Here is a 20,885-nt window from a genome sequence, read left to right as displayed (position 1 = left end):
GCGTGCTGCGTGGGCTGCGGAGGTGTGTATGAGAGAGCAGGCCATACGGCAGCGGCTACGTTGTCAGTGATTGGCTGCAAAGCTGTCGCTAGTCATTCAGGCCAATCACAATTTGCAAAGCAAGAGCGAAGCGAATTGTGCTGTTGATCTTGATTGATGGGCCCCGTTACCAGAGGCTGAACGGAGGTGTCGTTAAACGGGCGGGGGCGTAGCCCCCCTTCGGCGTAGCCGAAGACGCGAGGCGTGCGAGTTGCGTAGCAACTTGTGTCCGCGGGCCCGTTTAACGGCGCCGGAGTGAAGGGACCCGGAGCGCAGCGCAGGGCCGAATGGTGGGGCAAGAATTTTTGGTTACTTTTTTTTCGTCTGAAAAAAGTAACCCGCCGTAAGGGCGGAAAGGTGAAGTGGTATCACCACAAAATCTGGATATTCACCCAACCACCCCCCCCAAAAAAAAGCATCGCGGGACAAGCCCGCTCCCACAGGGGTCATTCCTGGGGGGGAGGTGGTTCCTTGCCCTTGGCATGACTAGCCAACCGTTCCAGCGCCGCCCGCAGTTTGGGATCACTGATCCCCTCGGCCGTCGCCTGAATATTCTCAGCCGAGCGACTGGAGATATCCATGGGGTGCCCGCTTACCACGGGCGTAGTCGCCGTCGGTTGCACCTTGAACAGGATCCGGCTCAGGTTGGCAAACACCTCCAACGCCTGCAACTGACGTTGCAGGCGCTTCTGTTGATAGCGCAGGCGAGTCGCCCAATGCCCATCGGTCACGATCAGCAGCAGCGTGCCCTCACGCCACGACGCCACATGGCAATGCTCCCGCGCAGCCGGTTGCAACTGGCTCTCCAGCAGCCGCTGCAAATGCGCCAGGCGCTGTGCCTGACTGAACAGGGCCTTGAGCGGCCGGGCTTCACGCAGCAGGACGGCAGGAGCGCGGGCGGGCAGGGGGCGGAAGGCCATGGACAAACACCTGAAGATACAATGTCGCCATCTTAACAGATCGCCCGGCGACCACCGGGCACGGTCCATCCGTGCGTGAAACTTTGCCCTGGTGGGTTGAAGTTGGCGAAAAAGCCCTTATTGTGAAAAAGCCCCGTAAAAGCGCTGTGCCAGCACCGTGGAAATCCACCACTTTCCTCACCAACGTTTCCGGGTAGAATGCTCGTTCGCATGCGGCCATAAGGGCTGCACGGGCGACTCACGGGGCCGCCCTCCATCCCTACGTGTGGAAGATCCTGCCGATATGTTTGCGCCTTTGTTAAAAAAACTTTTTGGAAGCAAGAACGAGCGTGAGGTTAAACGCCTGCTCAAGGCGGTCCAGACCGTCAATGCCTTCGAAGAGAAGATGGTGGCCCTCTCGGACGAACAGCTGCGAGGCAAAACCGCAGAGTTCCAGGAGCGCCTGGCCAAAGGCGAGACCCTCGACCAACTGCTGCCAGAGGCCTTCGCCGTCGCGCGTGAAGCCGGCAAGCGGGTCATGGGCATGCGTCACTTCGACGTCCAGCTGATCGGCGGCATGGCCTTGCACGAAGGCACTATCGCAGAAATGCGTACCGGTGAAGGCAAGACCTTGGTCGGTACCCTCGGCGTCTACCTCAATGCACTGTCCGGCAAGGGCGTGCATGTGGTCACCGTGAACGACTACCTGGCCCGCCGCGACGCCAACTGGATGCGCCCGCTCTATGAGTTCCTGGGCCTGAGCGTCGGCATCGTCACGCCGTTCCAGCCGCCAGAAGAGAAGCGCGCAGCCTATGCTGCCGACATCACCTACGGCACCAACAACGAATTCGGTTTCGACTACCTGCGCGACAACATGGCGTTCAGCATGGAAGAGAAGTTCCAGCGCGAGCTGAATTTCGCCGTGATCGACGAAGTCGACTCCATCCTGATCGACGAAGCCCGTACCCCGCTGATCATTTCCGGCCAGGCCGAAGACAGCTCCAAGCTGTACATCGAGATCAACAAACTGATCCCGCGCCTGACCCAGCACATCGAGGAAGTCGAAGGCCAGGTGACCCAAGAGGGCCACTACAGCATCGACGAGAAGACCCGCCAGGTCGAACTCAATGAAGCCGGTCACCAGTTCATCGAAGAGATGCTCACCCAGGTCGGCCTGCTGGCTGAAGGCGAGAGCCTCTATTCGGCGCACAACCTGGGCCTGCTGACCCACGTCTACGCCGGCCTGCGCGCGCACAAGCTGTTCCATCGCAACGTCGAGTACATCGTCCAGGACGGCCAGGTCCTGCTGATCGACGAACACACCGGCCGGACCATGCCGGGTCGTCGTCTGTCCGAAGGCCTGCACCAGGCCATCGAAGCGAAGGAAAACCTGAACATCCAGGCCGAGAGCCAGACCCTGGCGTCGACCACCTTCCAGAACTACTTCCGTCTGTACGACAAGCTGTCCGGCATGACCGGTACCGCCGACACCGAAGCCTTCGAGTTCCAGTCGATCTACGGCCTCAACGTGATGGTGATCCCGCCGAACAAGCCGTTGGCCCGTAAGGACTTCAACGACCTGGTCTACCTGACTGCCGACGAGAAGTACCAGGCGATCATCGCCGACATCAAGGAAAGCATGACCCTGGGCCGTCCGGTCCTGGTCGGTACCGCGACCATCGAGACCTCCGAGCACATGTCCAACCTGCTCAAGCAGGAAGGCATCGATCACAAGGTCCTGAACGCCAAGTACCACGAAAAAGAAGCCGAGATCATTGCCCAGGCCGGTCGTCCGGGTGCACTGACCATCGCCACCAACATGGCCGGTCGTGGTACCGACATCCTGTTGGGCGGCAACTGGGAAGTTGAAGTGGCGTCGATGGAAAACCCGACCCCAGAGCAGATCGCCCAGATCAAGACCGACTGGCAGAAGCGTCACCAGCAGGTGATCGAGTCCGGCGGCCTGCACGTGATCGCCTCCGAGCGCCACGAATCGCGTCGTATCGACAACCAGCTGCGTGGTCGTTCCGGCCGTCAGGGTGACCCGGGTTCGAGCCGTTTCTACCTGTCCCTGGAAGACAGCCTGATGCGTATTTTTGCCTCTGACCGGGTGAAGAACTTCATGAAGGCCCTGGGCATGCAGTCCGGTGAAGCCATCGAACACCGCATGGTCACCAACGCCATCGAAAAAGCCCAGCGCAAGGTCGAGGGTCGCAACTTCGACATTCGTAAGCAGCTGCTCGAATTCGACGACGTGGCCAACGAACAGCGTAAAGTCATCTACCACATGCGTAACAGCCTGCTGGCCGCTGACAACATCGGTGACACCATCGCCGACTTCCGCCAGGAAGTGCTCGACACTACCGTTGCCCAGCACATTCCGCCGCAATCGCTGCCTGAGCAGTGGGACGTGGTCGGTCTGGAAGCAGCCCTGGCCAGCGACTTCGGGGTGAAACTGCCGATCCAGCAGTGGCTCGACGAAGACGACAAGCTGTACGAAGAAACCCTGCGCGAGAAGCTCATGACCGAGCTGCTGGCGGCCTACAACGAGAAGGAAGAGCAGGCTAGCGCCGATGCCCTGCGTACCTTCGAGAAGCAGATCCTGCTACGCGTACTGGATGACCTGTGGAAAGACCACCTGTCGACCATGGACCACCTGCGTCACGGTATCCACCTGCGTGGCTACGCCCAGAAGAACCCGAAGCAGGAATACAAGCGCGAGTCCTTCAACCTGTTCCAAGAGCTGCTCGACTCGATCAAGCGCGACACCATCCGCGTGCTGTCGCACGTTCAGGTGCGCCGCGAAGACCCGATCGAAGAAGAAGCGCGCCTGCGCCGCGACGCCGAGGAACTGGCCCAACGCATGCAGTTCCAGCACGCCGAAGCGCCAGGCCTGGAAGCGGCACAGTTGCAGGAAGAGGGTGCTGATGTTGCCGTGGCCGCCGCGCCGGTACGCAACGAGCAGAAGCTGGGCCGCAACGAGCCATGCTGGTGCGGTTCGGGCAAGAAGTTCAAGCAGTGCCACGGCAAGATCGACTGATCACGCCCGATTGGCAACACGCTGAAATCTGAACACCGCGCCGCGACTGGTTCCCACCATCGCGGCGTTGTTCCATCTCAAGCGCCGTCGTAGTCGACGCGGCGTACTTTTTCTAGGAGCGCTTACATGGCTGTTGGTCTTGGTCCTTTGCCAACGTTGCACCCGGTTCCCGGTTTTGAACTTGGCATCGCCTCTGCGGGCATCAAGCGCCCGGGGCGCAAGGATGTGGTCGTGATGCGCTGCGCCGAAGGCTCCAGCGTTGCCGGCGTATTTACCCTGAACGCTTTTTGCGCGGCGCCGGTAATCCTGGCCAAGCAGCGTGTGCAAGGCAGCGTGCGTTACCTGCTGACCAACACCGGCAATGCCAACGCCGGCACCGGCGCGCCAGGCCTGGCTGCGGCCGAGCGCACCTGCGCCAAGCTGGCTGAGCTGACCGGCGTTGCGGCCAGCGCCGTGCTGCCGTTCTCCACCGGAGTTATCGGCGAGCCGCTACCGGTCGAGAAGATCGAAGGCGCCTTGCAGGCTGCACTGGACGACCTGTCGGAAAACAACTGGGCCGCTGCCGCCACCGGCATCATGACCACCGACACCCTGCCCAAGGGCGCCAGCCGTCAGTTCCAGCATGACGGCGTGACCATCACTGTCACCGGCATCAGCAAAGGCGCGGGCATGATCCGCCCGAACATGGCGACCATGCTCGGCTACATTGCCACCGACGCCAAAGTGGCCCCGGCGGTGCTCAAGGACCTGATCCTCGACGGCGCGAACAAGTCGTTCAACCGCATCACCATCGATGGCGACACCTCGACCAACGACTGCTGCATGCTGATTGCTACCGGCAAGGCCGCAGTGGCTGAAGTGACCGAGGCCCGTGGCCCGCTGTTCGACGCGCTGAAAAAAGCCGTGTTCGAGGTGTGCATGGAAGTCGCCCAGGCCATCGTGCGTGATGGCGAAGGCGCGACCAAGTTCGTTACGGTTCAGGTCAACGGTGGTGGCAATCACCAGGAATGCCTGGATGTCGGCTACGCTGTGGCCCACTCGCCGCTGATCAAGACCGCACTGTTCGCCTCTGACCCGAACTGGGGGCGGATCCTCGCCGCTGTTGGCCGGGCCGGTGTGCCGCAACTGGATGTCAGCCTGATCGACGTGTACCTGGGCGATGTCTGCATCGCCAGCCAGGGCGGTCGCAGCGTCACCTACACCGAGGCACAGGGTTCGGCAGTGATGGCCGAGGAAGAGATCACCATCCGCATCGAACTGGGCCGTGGCCAGTGCAGCGAGACGATCTGGACTACCGACCTGTCCCATGAGTACGTGAAGATCAACGCCGAATACCGGACCTGATGGTCCGTACCGGCAAGGCCAGCTCCGGCAGGAGCCGGCCGTGCTGGTGAAGAGGTCCGCAGAACCTGCCTTTCTCTCAACTCTCTCAATGCAACGGAGCGCACCATGAGCTACCAACTGATTATCGGCGACAAGCTGTACTCTTCCTGGTCGCTGCGCGGCGCCCTGGCCCTTGAACTGGCCGGTGCGAGCTACGATGAAACGCTGATCAAGCTCAACCAGCCGGACACCCGTGCGCAAGTGCTCAAGTACTCGCAAACCGGCAAGGTGCCACTGCTCAAGTGCGAGCACGGGATCATCGCCGACTCCCTGGCGATTGCCGAGTACCTGGCCGAGCGTCATCCACAGGCCAACCTCTGGCCAACCGATGTGGCCGCTCGTGCCCAGGCGCGTTCGGCGTGTGCACAAATGCACGCCGGCTTCTTTGCCCTGCGCGGCACCATGCCGTTTGATCTGTCCCGCGATAAGGCGCTGGCGAGCATGCCGCAGGATGTGCAGGCCGACATCGACCGCATCGTGGCGCTGTGGGCTGAATGCCATCAGGCGTCGAAAGACAGCGGTCCGTTCCTGTTCGGTACGGTCAGCCTGGCCGATGCGTTCTTTGCGCCGGTGGCCGTGCGTCTGCGTACCTACCGTGTTGAACTCCCGGCCGAAGCGGCCGCGTATATTGAAACCATCTACCAGTGGTCAGCCTTCAAGAAGTGGCAAAAAGCTGGTTTGGCGGAGTGTGAAAAGTGAAACGGATACATGTAGCTGCGGCGGTCATTCGTGGTGCGGATGGTCGCATCCTGATTGCCCGGCGGGCTGACAGCCAGCACCAGGGCGGCCTGTGGGAGTTCCCCGGCGGCAAGGTCGAGGAGGGCGAAGCGGTCGAGCGCGCGCTCACCCGCGAGTTGCAGGAAGAGCTGGGCATCGTGGTCACCGCCGCGCGGCCGCTGATCAAGGTCAAGCATGACTACCCGGACAAGCAGGTGTTGCTGGATGTCTGGGAAGTCAGTGGTTTTACCGGCGAGCCGCATGGCGCCGAAGGCCAGCCGCTGGCCTGGGTGAGCGGACGGGAGTTGGCGCAGTACGAATTCCCCGAGGCCAACCAGCCTATCGTTGCTGCTGCACGCTTGCCTGGTGAGTACCTGATTACCCCGGACGATCTTGAGACACCGCAGTTGTTGCGCGGTATCCAGAAGGCGGTGGCCGGCGGGATCAAGCTGGTGCAACTGCGCGCGCCGAACATGTACGACCCCAAATACCGTGATGTCGCGGTGGATGCGGTGGGTTTGTGTGCAGGCAAGGCGCAGTTGATGCTCAAGGGCCCGCTGGAGTGGCTGGGGGATTTCCCGGCTGCCGGCTGGCACCTGACGGCTGAACAGTTGCGCAAGTACGCAAGCAAGGGCCGGCCGTTCCCGAAAGAGCGCTGGCTGGCGGCGTCGTGTCACAACGCTGAAGAGTTGGCCTTGGCTGAACAGATGGGTGTGGATTTCGTCACCTTGTCGCCCGTGCAGGCAACCCAATCGCACCCGGATGCCGTGCCCTTGGGCTGGGAGCAGGCGACGAGCCTGATCGAAGGCTTCAGCAAGCCGGTGTTCCTGCTGGGCGGTGTGGGTGCTGCCGAGCGTGAGAAGGCCTGGCAGTGCGGGGCTCAGGGCGTGGCAGGGATTCGGGCGTTCTGGCCTGAAGTCTGAGAGGAGCGCTTTGCGCTCCATCGCCGGCAAGGCTGGCTCCTACAGGTAGGCGCCGGCGTTGCCGGCGATACCCTCAAGGCTTGGCCGCAGCCTGCCACAACACCTCGGCCACGCCTTGGCGCCGAGCAATCAAGCGCGCCGCGACAAACAGCAGATCCGACAGCCGGTTGATATACGCCAACCCCACCCCCGCCAACGGCTCCACTGCATTGAGCTGCTGACAGCGCCGCTCCGCACTGCGTGCCAGGCTGCGGCACACATGGGCCTGCGCCACCAGCAGCGAGCCACCCGGCAGAATGAAATTCTCCAGCGGCCCCAGCTCTTCGTTCCAGCGATCAATCGCCGCTTCCAGCCGGTCAACCTCTGCGGCATTCAACGCCTGATAACTCGGCATCGCCAGCTCCCCGCCCAAATCGAACAAGCGATGCTGGCACGGCGTGAGCACCTCGAGCACTTCCGTCAGCCCTTCATTGGCCAACCCTGCGAGCAACACGCCAAGCTGGCTGTTGAGCGTGTCTACCTCGCCAATCGCCTCGATGCGCGGGTGGTCCTTGGGTACGCGGCGACCATCGCCCAGGCCGGTTTCACCTTTGTCGCCGGTGCGGGTGTAGATCTTCGACAGTCGAAAACCCATGCTCATGACTCCGTAGTGGTGGCAGGGACAGCCAGGTTGCCCAGCGGCAGGCGCAGGGTGAAGCAAGTGCCCTGGCCCGGCGCAGATTGCACTTCCATCTGCCCCTTGTGATTGTTGGTGATGATGAAATAGGAAACCGACAGGCCAAGCCCGGTGCCCTGGCCGATCTCCTTGGTGGTGAAGAACGGCTCGAAAGTGCGCTTGCGCACGGCTTCCGGCATGCCGATGCCGTTGTCTTCGACCTGGATCTCGGCCCACGGCGGGTTCAGCCGGGTGCGCAGGGTAATCCGCCCAGGCTCGCTGTCATCCTCACGTTGGTGAATGGCCTGGGCCGCGTTTTTCAGCAGGTTCAACAGGACCTGTTCCAGCTCGTTGGCCGTGCCCGGCACCGGCCCCAGGTTCGGGTCGAACTGACGGACGATGGCCTGGCCCTTGAAGTCGAAACCGATGGTCAGGTCGAAGTCATTGCCGGCAATTTCCACCGCCTGGTCGATCAGGGCCGGCAGGTCACAGGGCGCCAGTTGGCGGTTGCTACGGCGGCTGAAACTGAGCATGTGGGTGACGATCTTCGCCGCCCGCGCCCCGGCTTGCTGGATACCGTCGAGCAACTGTGGCACCTGGCGGCCTTCCAGGTACTGGTTGACCGTGGTCAGGTCGATGCCCGACTCGTCGGCCTGCTCGACGTTCTTCGGCAGGTCCGGCGACAGCCGGCGGCGGATGTTCTGCACGTTGTGCAGGATCGCCCCCAGCGGGTTGTTGATCTCGTGGGCCATGCCGGCTGCGAGGCCGCCGACCGAGAGCATTTTCTCGGACTGCACCATCATCTCTTCCAGCGACAGGCGCTGGGTGATGTCGTCGATGCGGATCACCACGCCACGCCCGCCACCGCCCATCAGCGGGTAGAAGGTCAGGGCGTAGTGCCGGGCATCGTCGCCCTTGGTCCAGGTGACACGCTCGATTTTCGCCACGCGGTGCTTCTCGACGCTTTCCTTGAGCTGCGGCAGGAACGGTTTGAGCGGCTCGAAGGCGAGGAAGATCGGCTGGTTCAGCGCAGCGTCCAGCGGTGTGCCGGAAAGCGCACTGGCTTCCTGGTTCCATTGGGTGACGTAGAGCTGTTCATCCAGGGCGATCAGCGCCGAGGGCATCGAGTCGATGATGCTGTTGAGGTAGTTCTGAAAGCCCGTGAGCTTCTTCTCGATCTTGCTGCGCACCTGGACTTCCAGCTCCAGCTTGCGGTTGGTATGGCGGGTTTCCTCGGCCAGGCCCTGGGCCTGGTCGTATGCGGTCTGGAACTCGTCACGGGCGCGCTTGAGCTGCTGCTCGCGCGCCTCGATGCGCGACAGCATGGTGTTGAAGGCTTCGGCCAGGCTGCCGATTTCGTCATGGTTGCCGGGCTGCGCACGCAGGGCGTAGTTCTCTTCCCGGGTGACCTGGCGGGAAAGCTGCTCCAGCTGGTAGATCGGCTGGGTGATCAGGCGCTTGATCTGCCGGGCAATGACCATCCACAACAGGATGCTGAACACCAGGATGCCCAGGCTTGCGGTCAGGGTGCCGGTGTAGAAGGCAATCGGCAATTCGCTACTGGCCACCAGCAGCAGGTGCCCGGGCGGGCTGCCGGGACGCGGCAGGGGTACCAGTTGGGTGCTGCGAAACTCGGTGATGCGCCAGTTTTCGATATTGCGGTAGCGCTTGGGCAGTGGCAGTTGCTCCCCGTGCTGCAACTGCGCCACCAGCTTGCCGTCGCTGCCGTACAGGGCGGCGGCACGCAGGGGCGAGTAGGTGTCGAGCTCCTTGAGCAGGTTGCTGGCCGCTTCCGGCGACTCGGTGGCCTGCTGCGCCAACTGCGGGTTGGACACCAGCCGGCCAATTGTCTGCAAGGCCTGCGGTGCCATGGCTTCCTGGGAGATCCAGTAGGCGGCACTGATGAAGGTCAGGTTGGCCACCAGCAATATGGTGATCAGCAGCACCAGCAGGGCGGCCAGCAGCTTCTGGCCGACCGGCAGGTTTTCCAGGCGTTCGCGCAAGGGCATGGGGAAGGCGGGATCCTGTGTGTGGAAGGGCAGGGTAACGCCGCGTTCAGTCGCTGGGCAATCCGCGGGCGTTCAGCTGTTCGACCAGGCGCCGGTGCAGGCGTTCGAGGTGCGGCACCGGTTGCGCATGCCGAGCCGCAGTTCGGCAGGCGTGGCCGAGCAGGTAATGGATCTCGGTGCGCCGACCCTGGCGGACGTCCTGGTACATGGAAGAGTAGTTGGCCGCAGTGGCATGGATCACCCGCTCGACCTCTTCATTCAGGGCTTGGGCCGCCTCGGGCTGGCCGCAGACCCTGAGCAGGTCGGCAAGCTCGGCACACAGCGTGGCCACTTCGCAGTGGTGCTCAAGCAGGCCGCCATTGCGGCAATCGTGCAGCACGGTCAGCGGATTGATCGCGCAATTGAGCGCCAGCTTGCGCCACAACCGGGTGAGGATGTCCGGGGTCCACTGGTGCGGGATGCCGGCATCGTGCAAATCCTCGAGCCAGGGCGGGGCCGAGGGGTTGGCCGGGTCGCCGAGCCAGTTGAAGCCATGCCCGGCAAACGTCACCTGCCAGTCGCTCTCGCGAAACGCCCCTTCGGTGCTGGAGGCGAACAGGCAACGTAGGTGTGGCACTCGGGCTGCGACGGCGTCCTGGCTGCCGAGGCCGTTTTGCAGGAGGATCAGCTCGGCATCCTTGGCCAGGCGCGGCAGAAGGCTGACGACCGCCTGTTCGGCGTCGTAGGCCTTGCAGGCTACCAGCAGGCGATGGATGGGCCCTTGGGTGTCGGCGGTTTCGGCGGGGGTCGCATGGCGCTGTGCCAGGCCCTGTTCGACCAGGGTCAGGCCGCCGGCGGCCTCGTAGGCGGCCAGGCGCTGCGGGTCGCGCAGGATCAGCCGGACCGCTTTGCCGGCGCGTGCCAGGCGGCAGGCCCAGAGGCTGCCCAGACTGCCGGCGCCGAGAATATGCCAGGTGCTGCTCATCAGCGTTTCGCAACCGTTATAATGAGCCCGCATTTTAACCGTCAAACCCGACGCGCTCCATCAGGCCGTGCAAATCAGGCCGCGAGCGCGCATTTATTTTTGGAGAAAGGATATGCCGTCGTTCGACGTGGTATCGGAACTGGACAAGCACGAAGTCACCAACGCGGTGGAAAACGCCATCAAGGAGCTTGACCGCCGCTACGACCTGAAGGGCAAGGGCACCTTCGAGTTCAAGGAAAAGGACCTGGCCGTCACCCTGACTGCCGAAGCCGAATTCCAGCTCGAAGCGATGATCGAGATCCTCAAGCTGGCGCTGGTCAAGCGCAAGATCGACGTGCAGTGCCTGGAAGTGAAGGATGCCTTCGCCTCGGGCAAGGTCATGAAGCAGGAAGCCAGCCTCAAGGAAGGCATCGACAAGGAGCTGGCGAAGAAGATCGTTGCTCACGTCAAGGACGCCAAGCTCAAGGTCCAGGCCGCCATCCAGGGCGAGCAGGTGCGGATCACCGGCAAGAAGCGCGACGACCTGCAGGAAGCCATCGCGGCCCTGCGCGCCAAAGAGTTCGGCATGCCGCTGCAGTTCAACAACTTCCGCGATTGATCACCCCGCTCCGGAACCTTGGCGCCGTTTTGGCGTCCGAGGTCTCTGGTGCCGCTGAAACGATTGCGGCGCGCTTTTTACAGCTTTTGCCCCTCGGCATCAGGAGAGATTTATGGATTTGAGTGCTGAAGTCGACCAGCTGGTTAAAACGTCGCAAACCTGGATTCCAATGATCATGGAATACGGCAGCCGCCTGTTGCTGGCGCTGTTGACCCTGGCCATTGGCTGGTGGTTGATCAACAAGGTGACCTACCGCCTGGGCAAATTGCTCGCCTTGCGCAACGCCGACCAGGCGCTGCAAGGCTTCATCAGCAGCCTGGCGAACATCATTCTGAAGATTCTGCTGGTGGTCAGCGTTGCCTCGATGATCGGCATCGAGACCACCTCGTTCGTTGCCGCCATTGGTGCGGCGGGCCTGGCCATCGGCCTGGCGCTGCAAGGCAGCCTGGCGAACTTTGCCGGTGGGGTGTTGATCCTGCTGTTCCGGCCGTTCCGCCTGGGCGACTGGATTGAAGCGCAGGGTGTGGCCGGTACCGTGGACAGCATCCAGATCTTCCACACCGTGCTGCGCACCGGTGACAACAAGACAGTGATCCTGCCGAATGGCAGCCTGTCCAACGGCATCATCACCAACACCAACCGTCAGCCGACCCGCAAGGTCGTGTTCGATGTGGGTGTGGACTATGAGGCGGACTTGCAGAAGGCTCGCCAGGTCCTGCTGTCGCTGGCCAATGACCCGCGTGTCCACCAGGACCCGGCGCCACAGGCGGTGATCTCGACGCTGGGTGACAGCTCGATCACCGTGTCGCTGCGGATCTGGGTGAACACGGCGGATTACTGGGATGTGCTGTTCATGCTCAACGAGCATGCGCGTGACCGCCTGAAAGTCGAGGGGATCGACATTCCCTTTCCGCAACGAGTGATTCGCGTGGTGCAGGAAGCGGCGGTTCAGTAACGGGGGCCGTGTTGCGCTTATCGCGGGACGAGCCCGCTCCCACAAGGGAACTGTGTATGCAGTACCTGTGGGAGCGGGCTCGTCCCGCGATGGGGCCCGCAGCCATTACACTTGTTCACGTCTTCCCCCTACCTGCCCCTTGGCATTTCTGGCATACAGGCTGTCCTGAACCCCTTGCCTGAACACTGCCATGACCCCGCTGATCCATATCACGCCCCGGCGTGCCTTCCTGTTTGCGCTGACCCTGGCGCTGTTCGAACTGCTGACCTACCTCGCCAGTGACGTGGTGATGCCGGCCATGCCCGGCCTGGTCGTCGACCTCAATGCGAGCCCTGAATACATCCCCCATGCACTGAACCTCTACCTGCTCGGTGGGGTGGTGTTGCAGTGGATGATCGGCCCGCTGGCGGACCGTTATGGCCGTCGTCGCCTGCTGCTCAGCGGCTGTGCATTCTTCTGCCTGGCCTGCCTGGCAACCTTCTGGGTGCAGAGCATCGAGATGTTCAACCTGCTGCGCCTGCTGCAAGGCATCGGCCTGGGCTTCGTGGTAACGGTCAGCTACCCGGCGCTCAACGAGGCTTTCAGCGAAGCCGACGCCGTGCGCATGATGGCGCTGCTGGCCAACATCGCGCTGCTCTCGCCACTGCTCGGCCCGCTGGTGGGCACGCTGCTGCTGGAATGGGTGTCGTGGCGCTGGCTGTTCGTGCTGTTCGGTGCGGTGTCGGTAGTCGCCTGGCTGGCGCTGTATCGCTACATGCCGGAAACCCTGGGGGTTGAGCGCCGCGACGGGACGCGCCTGGAGTTCCAGCCGATCCACCTGTTGCCGTTGCTGGCTGGCTACGCGCAACTGCTGGGCAATCGCCGCTTTGTTGCCGGCAGTGCTGCGTTGGGCCTGATCGGCCTGCCGCTGATTGGCTGGATCGGCCTGTCGCCGGTGCTGCTGATTCACGATGAAGGCTTGAGCAAGCTGGACTACGCGCTGTGGCAACTGCCGGTGTTTGGCGGGCTGATCCTGGGCAACCTGATCATCAACCGCATCGCCGACCGTTACCCGCTCAAGGCGCTGATTCAGCGCGCGCTCTGGCCCTATCTGATCGGCCTGTTCACCATCATGCTCGGCACCTGGCTTTACCCTAGTGTGCTGGCACTGGTGCTCGGGCTGTCGGTATATGCGCTGGGCCTGGGGATCGCCAACGCCGTGCTGTACCGCATGACGTTGTTCGCCAGCGAGCAGAGCAAAGGCCTGGTGTCGGCCATGCTGGGCATGATCACCATTGCCTTGCTGGGGCTGGGTGGGGTGTTGCTGGCAATGCTGGGGGCGGGTGCCAGCCTGCTCAGCTTTGCCATTGCGGCAGGCTGCGCCGGCTTGCTGGCCCTGTGGCCACTGTGGGTCGCGCTGAACGGCCGTGACAATGATGACGCGGCACTGAGCGAGGCGGCCTGACTGCGCGCAGTAGAGCGCCCCTCAAGGGCGCTCAGCGACTTCTACGGTTTCTGCGGTGGGCTCGGTATGTTGCTTGCCACGACGATTCTCCTGGTGCCAGTGCAAGGCAATCAGGATCAGGGTCGGTACACCCAGCAGGGCAGTGATCAGGAAGAAGTCGTGATAACCGTACTTCTCCACCATCACCCCGGAATAGCCGCCGATCAGGCGCGGTAGCAGCAGCATGATCGAGCTGAGCAGGGCGTACTGGGTGGCGGAGAACTTCAGGTTGGTCAGGCTCGACAGGTAGGCAACGAATGCCGAGGTAGCCAGGCCCGAGCTGAAGTTGTCCAGCGAGATGGTCAGCACCAGCATGTCCAGGTTCGGGCCCATGTCGGCCAGCATCAGGAACAGGATGTTGGTGGACGCAGACGCCACGCCGCCAATGAACAGGATCGGCAGGATGCCGAAGCGCACGATCAACAGCCCACCAAAGCCTGCGCCCACCAGGGTCATGATCAGGCCGAAGATCTTGCTGACGCTGGCGATCTGGTCCTTGCTGAAGCCCTGGTCGATGTAGAACACGTTGGCCATCACGCCCATCACCGTGTCGGACATCCGATAGGTGGCGATCAGCCCGAGCAACAGCAGGGCCTGCCAGCGATAGCGGGTGATGAAGTCGTTTACCGGCGTCAGCACCGGTGCCAGGCCGCGTCGGCCGAAGGACGACAGGCACAGGCAGGTGAGGGTGATATAGAGAATCGCGCGCAGGAAGGCGCGGTCTTCGAGCAGCAGGTCGAGCAGGCTCATGCCTTCGAACAGCACGCTGGCGAAGTCAGTGTTGTACAGCTGGGTGAACATTGCCGGCACCGAGACCAGCAGGATGATCAGCACGAACACCGAGATCAACTGGTGGCTCAGGCCATAACGGGCCGCCGATAGCTGGGTGCGCAGCGGCACCGGTGGCTCGCGCATCAGCAGGGTGGTGATCACGGCCGGAATCATCAGCACGCCGAACAGCACGTAGGTGCCGGTCCAGGCCTTGTGCAGGTAGCTGAAGCCGGTGGAGCCGAAACCTTCGGCGAAGAACAACGCACCAGCGGTGGCCAGCAGGGCTGCCACCCGGTAACCGGCCATGTAGCTGGCGGCCAGGGCTGCCTGGCGTTGGTCGTCGGCGATTTCCAGGCGGTAGGCATCGACGGCGATGTCCTGGGTGGCCGAAGCGAATGCCACCAGCACGGCCAGGGCGATCAGCCAGGACAGGTGTTTCTGCGGGTCGCAGAAGCCCATGCCGACCAGCCCGATGACGACCAGGATTTGTGAGAGCACCAGCCAGGAGCGGCGGCGACCGAGCTTGCCGAGCAACGGCAGGCGCCATTGGTCGAGCAGCGGCGACCAGACCCACTTGAAGGCGTAGGCCAGGCCGATCAGGCTGGCATAACCGATGGTTTCGCGGGCAACCCCAGCCTCACGCAACCATACCGACAGGGTCGAGAACACCAGCATGTACGGCAGGCCAGCGGCGAAACCGAGCAGCAACAGCACCAGGGTAGATGGGCTGGCATAGGCAGCGAGCGCAGCGCGCCAGGTTTTACGGGGCATGGGCCAACATCTGCCTCAAGTTTACGAAAACAAAGCGCGCACTCTAACCGCTGTGCTCCATCGGACGCCAGCCATGGCGCGACATATCGACGCGATTATTGTTGAGAATGACGCCTTCTGCGCGCAGGCGTGCCCGCTGTTCGTCGCCGGACGGCGTGCCCAGTGCCAGGCTCAGGCGTCCACCGGCGCCGAGCACGCGATGCCAGGGCAGGCGGGTGTCGGCCGGCAACTGGCTCAGGGTACGCCCGACCCAGCGCGCTGCGCGGCCCAATCCGGCCAGTTCGGCCAGTTCGCCATAGCTCACCACCTTGCCTTCAGGGACCTGGCCCAGCACCAGATAGAGCGCCGTTCGTCGATCTTCTGCACGCTGTTGCGTCGCGTCCGAAGCCTTGTTCATCAGGGTATGCCTGCCGTTGAAGAAATGTCGGATTAGAAAATAGGAATTGAACTCATCGAGATTGACTCGGTCAGTGCTTGTTCAAATGCCGGGGATCTGGATAATGCCCGACTTTTTTCGCGAACCCGAGCTCCTGTCCTGCTTATGTATTCTAGATTTCTGCTGTGCCTCACGATGATTGGCGTTAGTTCTGCGGCGGTGGCCGATACCGTGTGGATGAAGAACGGTGACCGGCTCAGCGGCAAGATCAAGGTCTTCGATGGCGGCAAGCTGCTGCTGCAAACCAAGTACGGCGGGGCGATTGCGCTGGACTGGAAAGAGGTCAAGACGCTGGAAAGCGACCAGGAGCTGCTGGTCAAGCAGGATGCCTACAGTGGCGAGAAAACCAAGTCGCTGCACGCCGGTGAGCCGGGGCAGGTGATCCTGGCCAACGGCGAAGCGCCCAAGGCGGTGGAACTGGCCAGTATCCAGCAGATCATGAAGCCCAAGCCGCTGGTCGAGGATTTCATCTGGAAGGGCAATGTCGACCTGGCGCTGGACTACAAGCGCGCCGAAACCAACAGCAATGACTACGATGTCGACTTCAAGACCAGCGCCCGTCACGGTCGCTGGCGGCACAATGCTGAAGGTGAGTACAATCGCGAGAGCAAGGACGACGTCACCACCACCAATAACTGGAGCGCCGAATACGCGCTGGACCGCTTCATTACCGAGCAGTGGTTCTGGCAGGGGCGTTTGAACTACAAGCGCGACCATATTGAAGACCTGACTCGCCAGCGTACGGTGGGTACGGGCCCGGGTTACCAGTTCTGGGATGACGAGCTGGGCGCATTCTCGCTGGGCTCGCTGCTCAACCGCACCGATTATGAATATGCCGATGGCGGCAAGGAAAACTTCTACTCGGTGGGTATGAAGTGGGACTACAACCGTTACCTGATCGGCAAGTCGGTGGAGCTGTTTACCAATGGTGAACTTGGCAAACCGTTGAGTGGTGTTGCCGATTACAGCCTGGATGCCGAGATTGGCTTGCGCTACAAGATCACCGAGTGGGCCTCGCTGAACTTGAAGGCCGAGCAGAACATCATCAGTGGCACCGATGACAGCGATTTGAACAAGACCCGCTATACCGCAGGTTTCGGCGTGGCCTGGTAATTCGCCATCACCATCGCCATCGTCTGTAGCCGCTGGAGCCTCCCCTTGGCAATCCCTGGCGATAGTGATTAGCTTGTCGCCATTCCCCTTTGCCCAGGAGTCACCGACGTGAGTGCCAATGCTGTCAGGCCTGCAAGAGAACTGCTGCTCAAGGAGTACCGCGGGGTGCTCTCGACCAACTCCAAGTCGATGCCGGGCTTTCCCTTCGGCTCCGTGGTGCCCTATTGCCTGGATGCCGACGGCAACCCGCTGATCCTGATCAGCCGCATCGCCCAGCACACCCACAACCTGCAAAAAGACCCCAAGTGCTCGCTGCTGGTTGGCGAACGCGGCGCTGAAGATGTCCAGGCAGTCGGGCGCCTCACCTTGCTGGCAGAAGCAGAAAAGCTCAGCGACGAGCTGGCCATCGACGCGGCAGCCACGCGCTACTACCGCTACTTCCCCGACTCCGCCAACTACCACCGCGCCCACGATTTCGACTTCTGGGTGCTCAAGCCGGTGCGCCACCGCTACATCGGCGGTTTCGGCGCGATTCACTGGCTCAACGAGGTCACCCTGGCCAACCCGTTCGCCGGCAAGGGCGAGATCAGCATGATCGAGCACATGAACAGCGACCATGCCAACGCCATCGCCCACTACGTGGAACTGAGCGGCTTGCCGACGACTGCACCCGCCACCCTGGTCGGCATCGACAGCGAAGGCATGCACCTGAAAATCGGTGAAGGTATCTATTGGCTGGCTTTCCCTGCGTCTTGCAATACGCCGACACAAGTCCGCGAAGCCCTGGTTTTGCTGGCCCGTGCTGAAATCTGGCCAACCGCTGAGCAGGCCGAGGCTTGAAATTACAATTGTGTGTAACCATTTAGGCTCTACTGCAAGGCGAACTTGCGCAGAGGAACCCTAGATGCGTGCTTTTCTACTGCTGTTTCTGATTTTTCCGGTGTTGGAGTTGTATGTCTTCTTCAAGGTCAGCACCGCGATCGGCTTTTTCCCGGCGCTGCTGCTGATCATCGCCGGTTCCGCCCTTGGCGTACTGGTGGTGCGCGTGGCCGGCCTGGCCACGGCGCTGCGTGCCCGTGCAAGCATCCAGCGCGGCGAGTTGCCCGCGCAGGAAATGATGCAAGGCATGATGCTGGCGCTGGGCGGCGGCTTGCTGCTGATCCCGGGCTTCATCAGTGACGTGTTTGGCCTGATCTTGCTGTTGCCGTTCACCCGTCGCCTACTGGCCCGCAAGATGGGCGAGCGTGCCGAAGCCCAGGCCATGCGTCAGCGGGCCTTTGCCGATGAGATGTACAGCGCGCGTCCCGGCGGGCAGGGTGCTCAGCCCCGTCAGCCGAACGTGATCGAAGGCGAGTACGAGCACCGCGACAAATAACTGCCGTGTTGCCCAGAGAGCGGCCCCTTGCGGGGCCGTTTTTTGTTTGGCGGCGCGCAAAAAATTTTCAGCGCTGGCCTTGTAATCGAATTGACCGGCCTCATGTATGGGTCACCGCAAGGTTTCTGGGCATTTGTGACCCAGACAAGACATGCGTGGCACGCCTGGCGCGCCACGACCGGCAACGCCGGACGCATCAACCCGCCGGTGTCGACACCGGCCGATGAACACCACTATTAGGAGAGATCGACAATGAAGCTTCGTCCTCTGCATGACCGCGTCGTAATCCGCCGCAGCGAAGAAGAATCGAAAACCGCTGGCGGTATCGTGCTGCCAGGTTCGGCCGCTGAAAAACCTAACCGTGGCGAAATCGTCGCTGTAGGTACCGGCCGTGTGCTGGACAACGGTGAAGTACGTGCGCTGGCCGTGAAAGTGGGTGACAAGGTCGTGTTCGGCCCGTACTCCGGTAGCAACACTGTGAAAGTTGACGGCGAAGACCTGCTGGTAATGAGCGAGAACGAAATCCTCGCTGTTATCGAAGCTTGATTGCGCTGCTTTCCCGTTACTAAAAAGTATTTAAGGAATAACGATCATGGCTGCTAAAGACGTAAAATTCGGCGACTCCGCCCGTAAGAAAATGCTGGTTGGTGTCAACGTTCTGGCTGACGCGGTAAAAGCGACCCTGGGCCCGAAAGGCCGTAACGTGGTAATCGCCAAGAGCTTCGGCGCACCGACCATCACCAAGGACGGCGTTTCCGTCGCCAAAGAAATCGAGCTGAAAGACGCCTTCGAAAACATGGGCGCCCAGCTGGTCAAGGAAGTTGCTTCCAAGGCCAACGACGCTGCCGGTGACGGCACCACCACCGCTACCGTTCTGGCTCAAGCCATCGTCAACGAAGGCCTGAAAGCCGTTGCTGCCGGCATGAACCCAATGGACCTCAAGCGCGGCATCGACAAGGCGACCATCGCCATTGTTGCCGAGCTGAAGAACCTGGCCAAGCCTTGCACCGACTCCAAGGCAATTGCCCAGGTCGGCACCATCTCCGCCAACTCCGACAACTCCATCGGCGACATCATTGCCGAAGCCATGGAAAAAGTCGGTAAAGAAGGCGTGATCACCGTTGAAGAAGGCTCGGGCCTGGAAAACGAACTGTCGGTTGTAGAAGGCATGCAGTTCGACCGTGGCTACCTGTCCCCGTACTTCATCAACAAGCCGGAAACCATGGTTGCCGAGCTGGAAGGCCCGCTGCTGCTCTTGGTCGACAAGAAGATCTCGAACATCCGCGAACTGCTGCCAGTTCTGGAAGCCGTTGCCAAGGCCGGCCGTCCACTGCTGATCGTGGCTGAAGACGTCGAAGGCGAAGCGCTGGCTACCCTGGTAGTCAACAACATGCGCGGCATCGTCAAGGTTGCTGCGGTCAAGGCACCAGGCTTCGGCGACCGCCGCAAAGCCATGCTGCAGGACATCGCTGTCCTGACCGGCGGTACCGTGATCTCCGAAGAAATCGGCCTGAGCCTGGAGTCCGCTACCCTGGAGCACCTGGGTAACGCTAAGCGTGTGACCCTGTCCAAGGAAAACACCACCATCATCGACGGCGCTGGTGTTGAAGCCGACATCCAAGCACGCGTGAAGCAGATCCGTGCACAGATCGAAGAGACCTCTTCGGACTACGACCGTGAAAAACTGCAAGAGCGTCTGGCCAAGCTGGCTGGCGGTGTTGCCGTGATCAAGGTCGGTGCTGGCACCGAAGTTGAAATGAAAGAGAAGAAAGCCCGCGTTGAAGACGCCCTGCACGCTACCCGTGCAGCCGTTGAAGAAGGCGTGGTACCTGGCGGTGGCGTAGCGCTGGTTCGCGCGCTGAACGCTATCGTCGACCTGAAAGGCGACAACGAAGAGCAGAACGTCGGTATCGCCCTGCTGCGCCGTGCTGTTGAAGCACCGCTGCGCCAGATCGTTGCCAACGCCGGCGACGAGCCAAGCGTTGTGGCCGACAAGGTCAAGCAAGGTTCGGGTAACTTCGGTTACAACGCTGCCACGGGTGAATACGGCGACATGATCGAAATGGGCATCCTGGACCCAGCGAAAGTGACCCGTTCGGCACTGCAAGCTGCAGCTTCGATCGGTGGTCTGATGATCACTACCGAAGCGATGATCGCTGATGCACCGGCTGAAGCCGGCGCTGGCGGCGGCATGGGTGACATGGGTGGCATGGGCGGCATGGGTGGTATGGGCGGCATGATGTAAGCCAGCCTTACCTGCTACTGCTTCCAAGAAGAGCCCCGCCTAGTGCGGGGCTTTTTTATGCTCGGGTGTTTGTGGTTTTTTTGGGGGGATTCGATTGGTGTGGGGGCTTTCGGGCCCCTTCCGCCCTTACGGCGGGTCACTTTGGCAAACGCCCCAAAGTAACCAAAGGTCTGGCCCCCCATTCGGCCCTGCGCTTCGCTCCGGGTCCCTTCACTCCGGTGCCGTTAAACGGGCCCGCGGACACAAGTTGCTGCGCAACTTGCACGCCTCGCGTCTTCGGCTTACGCCGAAGGGGGCTACGCCCCTGCCCGTTTAACGACACCTCCGTTCAGCCTCTGGAAGACGGGGCCGGCAGATCAAAATCAAAAACAGATCAAGGTCACATGCACAATTCGCTTCGCTCTTGCTTTGCGAAGTGAGCAGAAGGCTCTCATACGACTCGGTCCTCCGGCCCCCCGTAGGCTGAGTAGAACCCACGCGGAGCGTGGGCGGAAGGGGCCATTAGCTCC

At 61.9% G+C, this 20,885-nt stretch carries 18 protein-coding genes; 12 read left to right on the top strand and 6 right to left on the bottom strand.

The window, feature by feature from the left end; translation table 11 throughout:
• Positions 1-485: 485 nt before the first annotated feature.
• Positions 486-959: a DUF721 domain-containing protein gene (locus M5G11_RS14470; RefSeq protein WP_273909464.1), complete on the bottom strand. Its 474-nt coding sequence runs from the start codon at positions 957-959 to the stop codon at positions 486-488.
• Between the two features lie 283 nt (positions 960-1,242).
• Between M5G11_RS14470 and secA the strand changes: the two genes are divergently transcribed.
• From secA to M5G11_RS14450, 4 genes are all read left to right on the top strand, one after another.
• The gene (gene secA, locus M5G11_RS14465) at positions 1,243-3,978 is read left to right on the top strand and encodes a preprotein translocase subunit SecA (protein ID WP_273909465.1); all 2,736 of its coding nucleotides are present in this window, start codon (positions 1,243-1,245) and stop codon (positions 3,976-3,978) included.
• Positions 3,979-4,104: 126 nt separating this feature from the next.
• Entirely contained in the window at positions 4,105-5,322 is a 1,218-nt protein-coding gene (argJ, locus tag M5G11_RS14460) for a bifunctional glutamate N-acetyltransferase/amino-acid acetyltransferase ArgJ (protein ID WP_273909466.1), read from the top strand.
• Between the two features lie 105 nt (positions 5,323-5,427).
• Complete coding sequence (locus M5G11_RS14455) at positions 5,428-6,060, top strand: glutathione S-transferase family protein (RefSeq protein WP_273909467.1); 633 nt, start codon at positions 5,428-5,430, stop codon at positions 6,058-6,060.
• Positions 6,057-7,001, top strand: a complete 945-nt coding sequence (locus M5G11_RS14450) for a Nudix family hydrolase (protein ID WP_273909468.1) — start codon at positions 6,057-6,059, stop codon at positions 6,999-7,001. Before M5G11_RS14455 ends, M5G11_RS14450 begins: the two co-directional genes overlap by 4 nt.
• A 73-nt stretch (positions 7,002-7,074) precedes the next feature.
• Here M5G11_RS14450 and M5G11_RS14445 read toward each other — a convergent pair whose 3' ends face one another.
• From M5G11_RS14445 to M5G11_RS14435, 3 genes are read right to left on the bottom strand one after another with little or no spacing between them, the layout of a single operon-like run.
• The gene (locus tag M5G11_RS14445) at positions 7,075-7,635 is read right to left on the bottom strand and encodes a cob(I)yrinic acid a,c-diamide adenosyltransferase (RefSeq protein WP_273909469.1); all 561 of its coding nucleotides are present in this window, start codon (positions 7,633-7,635) and stop codon (positions 7,075-7,077) included.
• A 2-nt stretch (positions 7,636-7,637) separates the two neighbouring features.
• The gene (locus M5G11_RS14440) at positions 7,638-9,665 is read right to left on the bottom strand and encodes a sensor histidine kinase (RefSeq protein WP_273909470.1); all 2,028 of its coding nucleotides are present in this window, start codon (positions 9,663-9,665) and stop codon (positions 7,638-7,640) included.
• Between the two features lie 46 nt (positions 9,666-9,711).
• Complete coding sequence (locus M5G11_RS14435) at positions 9,712-10,629, bottom strand: putative 2-dehydropantoate 2-reductase (RefSeq protein WP_273909471.1); 918 nt, start codon at positions 10,627-10,629, stop codon at positions 9,712-9,714.
• Between the two features lie 112 nt (positions 10,630-10,741).
• Between M5G11_RS14435 and M5G11_RS14430 the strand changes: the two genes are divergently transcribed.
• The 3 genes from M5G11_RS14430 (at position 10,742) to M5G11_RS14420 (ending at position 13,626) form a co-directional block, all read left to right on the top strand.
• Positions 10,742-11,227: a YajQ family cyclic di-GMP-binding protein gene (locus M5G11_RS14430; protein WP_273909472.1), complete on the top strand. Its 486-nt coding sequence runs from the start codon at positions 10,742-10,744 to the stop codon at positions 11,225-11,227.
• Between the two features lie 112 nt (positions 11,228-11,339).
• Complete coding sequence (locus M5G11_RS14425) at positions 11,340-12,182, top strand: mechanosensitive ion channel family protein (protein ID WP_273909473.1); 843 nt, start codon at positions 11,340-11,342, stop codon at positions 12,180-12,182.
• Positions 12,183-12,372: 190 nt separating this feature from the next.
• Positions 12,373-13,626, top strand: a complete 1,254-nt coding sequence (locus M5G11_RS14420) for an MFS transporter (RefSeq protein WP_273909474.1) — start codon at positions 12,373-12,375, stop codon at positions 13,624-13,626.
• 21 nt (positions 13,627-13,647) lie between these two features.
• On the opposite strand, the gene M5G11_RS14415 is transcribed toward M5G11_RS14420, so the two are convergent.
• Both M5G11_RS14415 and M5G11_RS14410 read right to left on the bottom strand, forming a co-directional pair.
• Complete coding sequence (locus M5G11_RS14415; RefSeq protein ID WP_273909475.1) at positions 13,648-15,207, bottom strand: AmpG family muropeptide MFS transporter; 1,560 nt, start codon at positions 15,205-15,207, stop codon at positions 13,648-13,650.
• 43 nt (positions 15,208-15,250) lie between these two features.
• The gene (locus tag M5G11_RS14410) at positions 15,251-15,604 is read right to left on the bottom strand and encodes an MGMT family protein (RefSeq protein WP_273909476.1); all 354 of its coding nucleotides are present in this window, start codon (positions 15,602-15,604) and stop codon (positions 15,251-15,253) included.
• 144 nt (positions 15,605-15,748) lie between these two features.
• On the opposite strand from M5G11_RS14410, the gene M5G11_RS14405 reads away from it, so the two are divergent.
• The 5 genes from M5G11_RS14405 (at position 15,749) to groL (ending at position 20,376) form a co-directional block, all read left to right on the top strand.
• Complete coding sequence (locus M5G11_RS14405) at positions 15,749-16,756, top strand: DUF481 domain-containing protein (RefSeq protein WP_273909477.1); 1,008 nt, start codon at positions 15,749-15,751, stop codon at positions 16,754-16,756.
• A 108-nt stretch (positions 16,757-16,864) separates the two neighbouring features.
• Positions 16,865-17,596, top strand: a complete 732-nt coding sequence (locus M5G11_RS14400; RefSeq protein WP_273909478.1) for a HugZ family pyridoxamine 5'-phosphate oxidase — start codon at positions 16,865-16,867, stop codon at positions 17,594-17,596.
• A gap of 64 nt (positions 17,597-17,660) precedes the next feature.
• Positions 17,661-18,131: an FxsA family protein gene (locus M5G11_RS14395; RefSeq protein ID WP_273909479.1), complete on the top strand. Its 471-nt coding sequence runs from the start codon at positions 17,661-17,663 to the stop codon at positions 18,129-18,131.
• A gap of 252 nt (positions 18,132-18,383) precedes the next feature.
• The gene (locus tag M5G11_RS14390) at positions 18,384-18,677 is read left to right on the top strand and encodes a co-chaperone GroES (protein ID WP_166569127.1); all 294 of its coding nucleotides are present in this window, start codon (positions 18,384-18,386) and stop codon (positions 18,675-18,677) included.
• A gap of 46 nt (positions 18,678-18,723) precedes the next feature.
• Positions 18,724-20,376: a chaperonin GroEL gene (gene groL / locus M5G11_RS14385; RefSeq protein WP_273909480.1), complete on the top strand. Its 1,653-nt coding sequence runs from the start codon at positions 18,724-18,726 to the stop codon at positions 20,374-20,376.
• The last annotated feature ends 509 nt before the right edge of the window (positions 20,377-20,885 follow it).

The organism is Pseudomonas fontis (genome assembly GCF_028656955.1).
In the GTDB taxonomy this organism is placed as follows: domain Bacteria; phylum Pseudomonadota; class Gammaproteobacteria; order Pseudomonadales; family Pseudomonadaceae; genus Aquipseudomonas; species Aquipseudomonas fontis.
The sequence above is the reverse complement of the archived record's forward strand: the minus strand, read 5'-3'. Positions and strand labels throughout refer to the sequence as shown.

Coding starts and splice junctions, on each gene's coding strand:
- M5G11_RS14410 (WP_273909476.1), bottom strand. CDS start 15,604: ATGAACAAGGCTTCGGACGCGACGCAACAGCGTGCAGAAGATCGACGA.
- M5G11_RS14430 (WP_273909472.1), top strand. CDS start 10,742: ATGCCGTCGTTCGACGTGGTATCGGAACTGGACAAGCACGAAGTCACC.
- M5G11_RS14390 (WP_166569127.1), top strand. CDS start 18,384: ATGAAGCTTCGTCCTCTGCATGACCGCGTCGTAATCCGCCGCAGCGAA.
- M5G11_RS14440 (WP_273909470.1), bottom strand. CDS start 9,665: ATGCCCTTGCGCGAACGCCTGGAAAACCTGCCGGTCGGCCAGAAGCTG.
- M5G11_RS14455 (WP_273909467.1), top strand. CDS start 5,428: ATGAGCTACCAACTGATTATCGGCGACAAGCTGTACTCTTCCTGGTCG.
- M5G11_RS14415 (WP_273909475.1), bottom strand. CDS start 15,207: ATGCCCCGTAAAACCTGGCGCGCTGCGCTCGCTGCCTATGCCAGCCCA.
- M5G11_RS14420 (WP_273909474.1), top strand. CDS start 12,373: ATGACCCCGCTGATCCATATCACGCCCCGGCGTGCCTTCCTGTTTGCG.
- M5G11_RS14435 (WP_273909471.1), bottom strand. CDS start 10,629: ATGAGCAGCACCTGGCATATTCTCGGCGCCGGCAGTCTGGGCAGCCTC.
- M5G11_RS14395 (WP_273909479.1), top strand. CDS start 17,661: ATGCGTGCTTTTCTACTGCTGTTTCTGATTTTTCCGGTGTTGGAGTTG.
- argJ (WP_273909466.1), top strand. CDS start 4,105: ATGGCTGTTGGTCTTGGTCCTTTGCCAACGTTGCACCCGGTTCCCGGT.
- M5G11_RS14445 (WP_273909469.1), bottom strand. CDS start 7,635: ATGGGTTTTCGACTGTCGAAGATCTACACCCGCACCGGCGACAAAGGT.
- M5G11_RS14470 (WP_273909464.1), bottom strand. CDS start 959: ATGGCCTTCCGCCCCCTGCCCGCCCGCGCTCCTGCCGTCCTGCTGCGT.
- M5G11_RS14405 (WP_273909477.1), top strand. CDS start 15,749: ATGTATTCTAGATTTCTGCTGTGCCTCACGATGATTGGCGTTAGTTCT.
- groL (WP_273909480.1), top strand. CDS start 18,724: ATGGCTGCTAAAGACGTAAAATTCGGCGACTCCGCCCGTAAGAAAATG.
- M5G11_RS14425 (WP_273909473.1), top strand. CDS start 11,340: ATGGATTTGAGTGCTGAAGTCGACCAGCTGGTTAAAACGTCGCAAACC.
- secA (WP_273909465.1), top strand. CDS start 1,243: ATGTTTGCGCCTTTGTTAAAAAAACTTTTTGGAAGCAAGAACGAGCGT.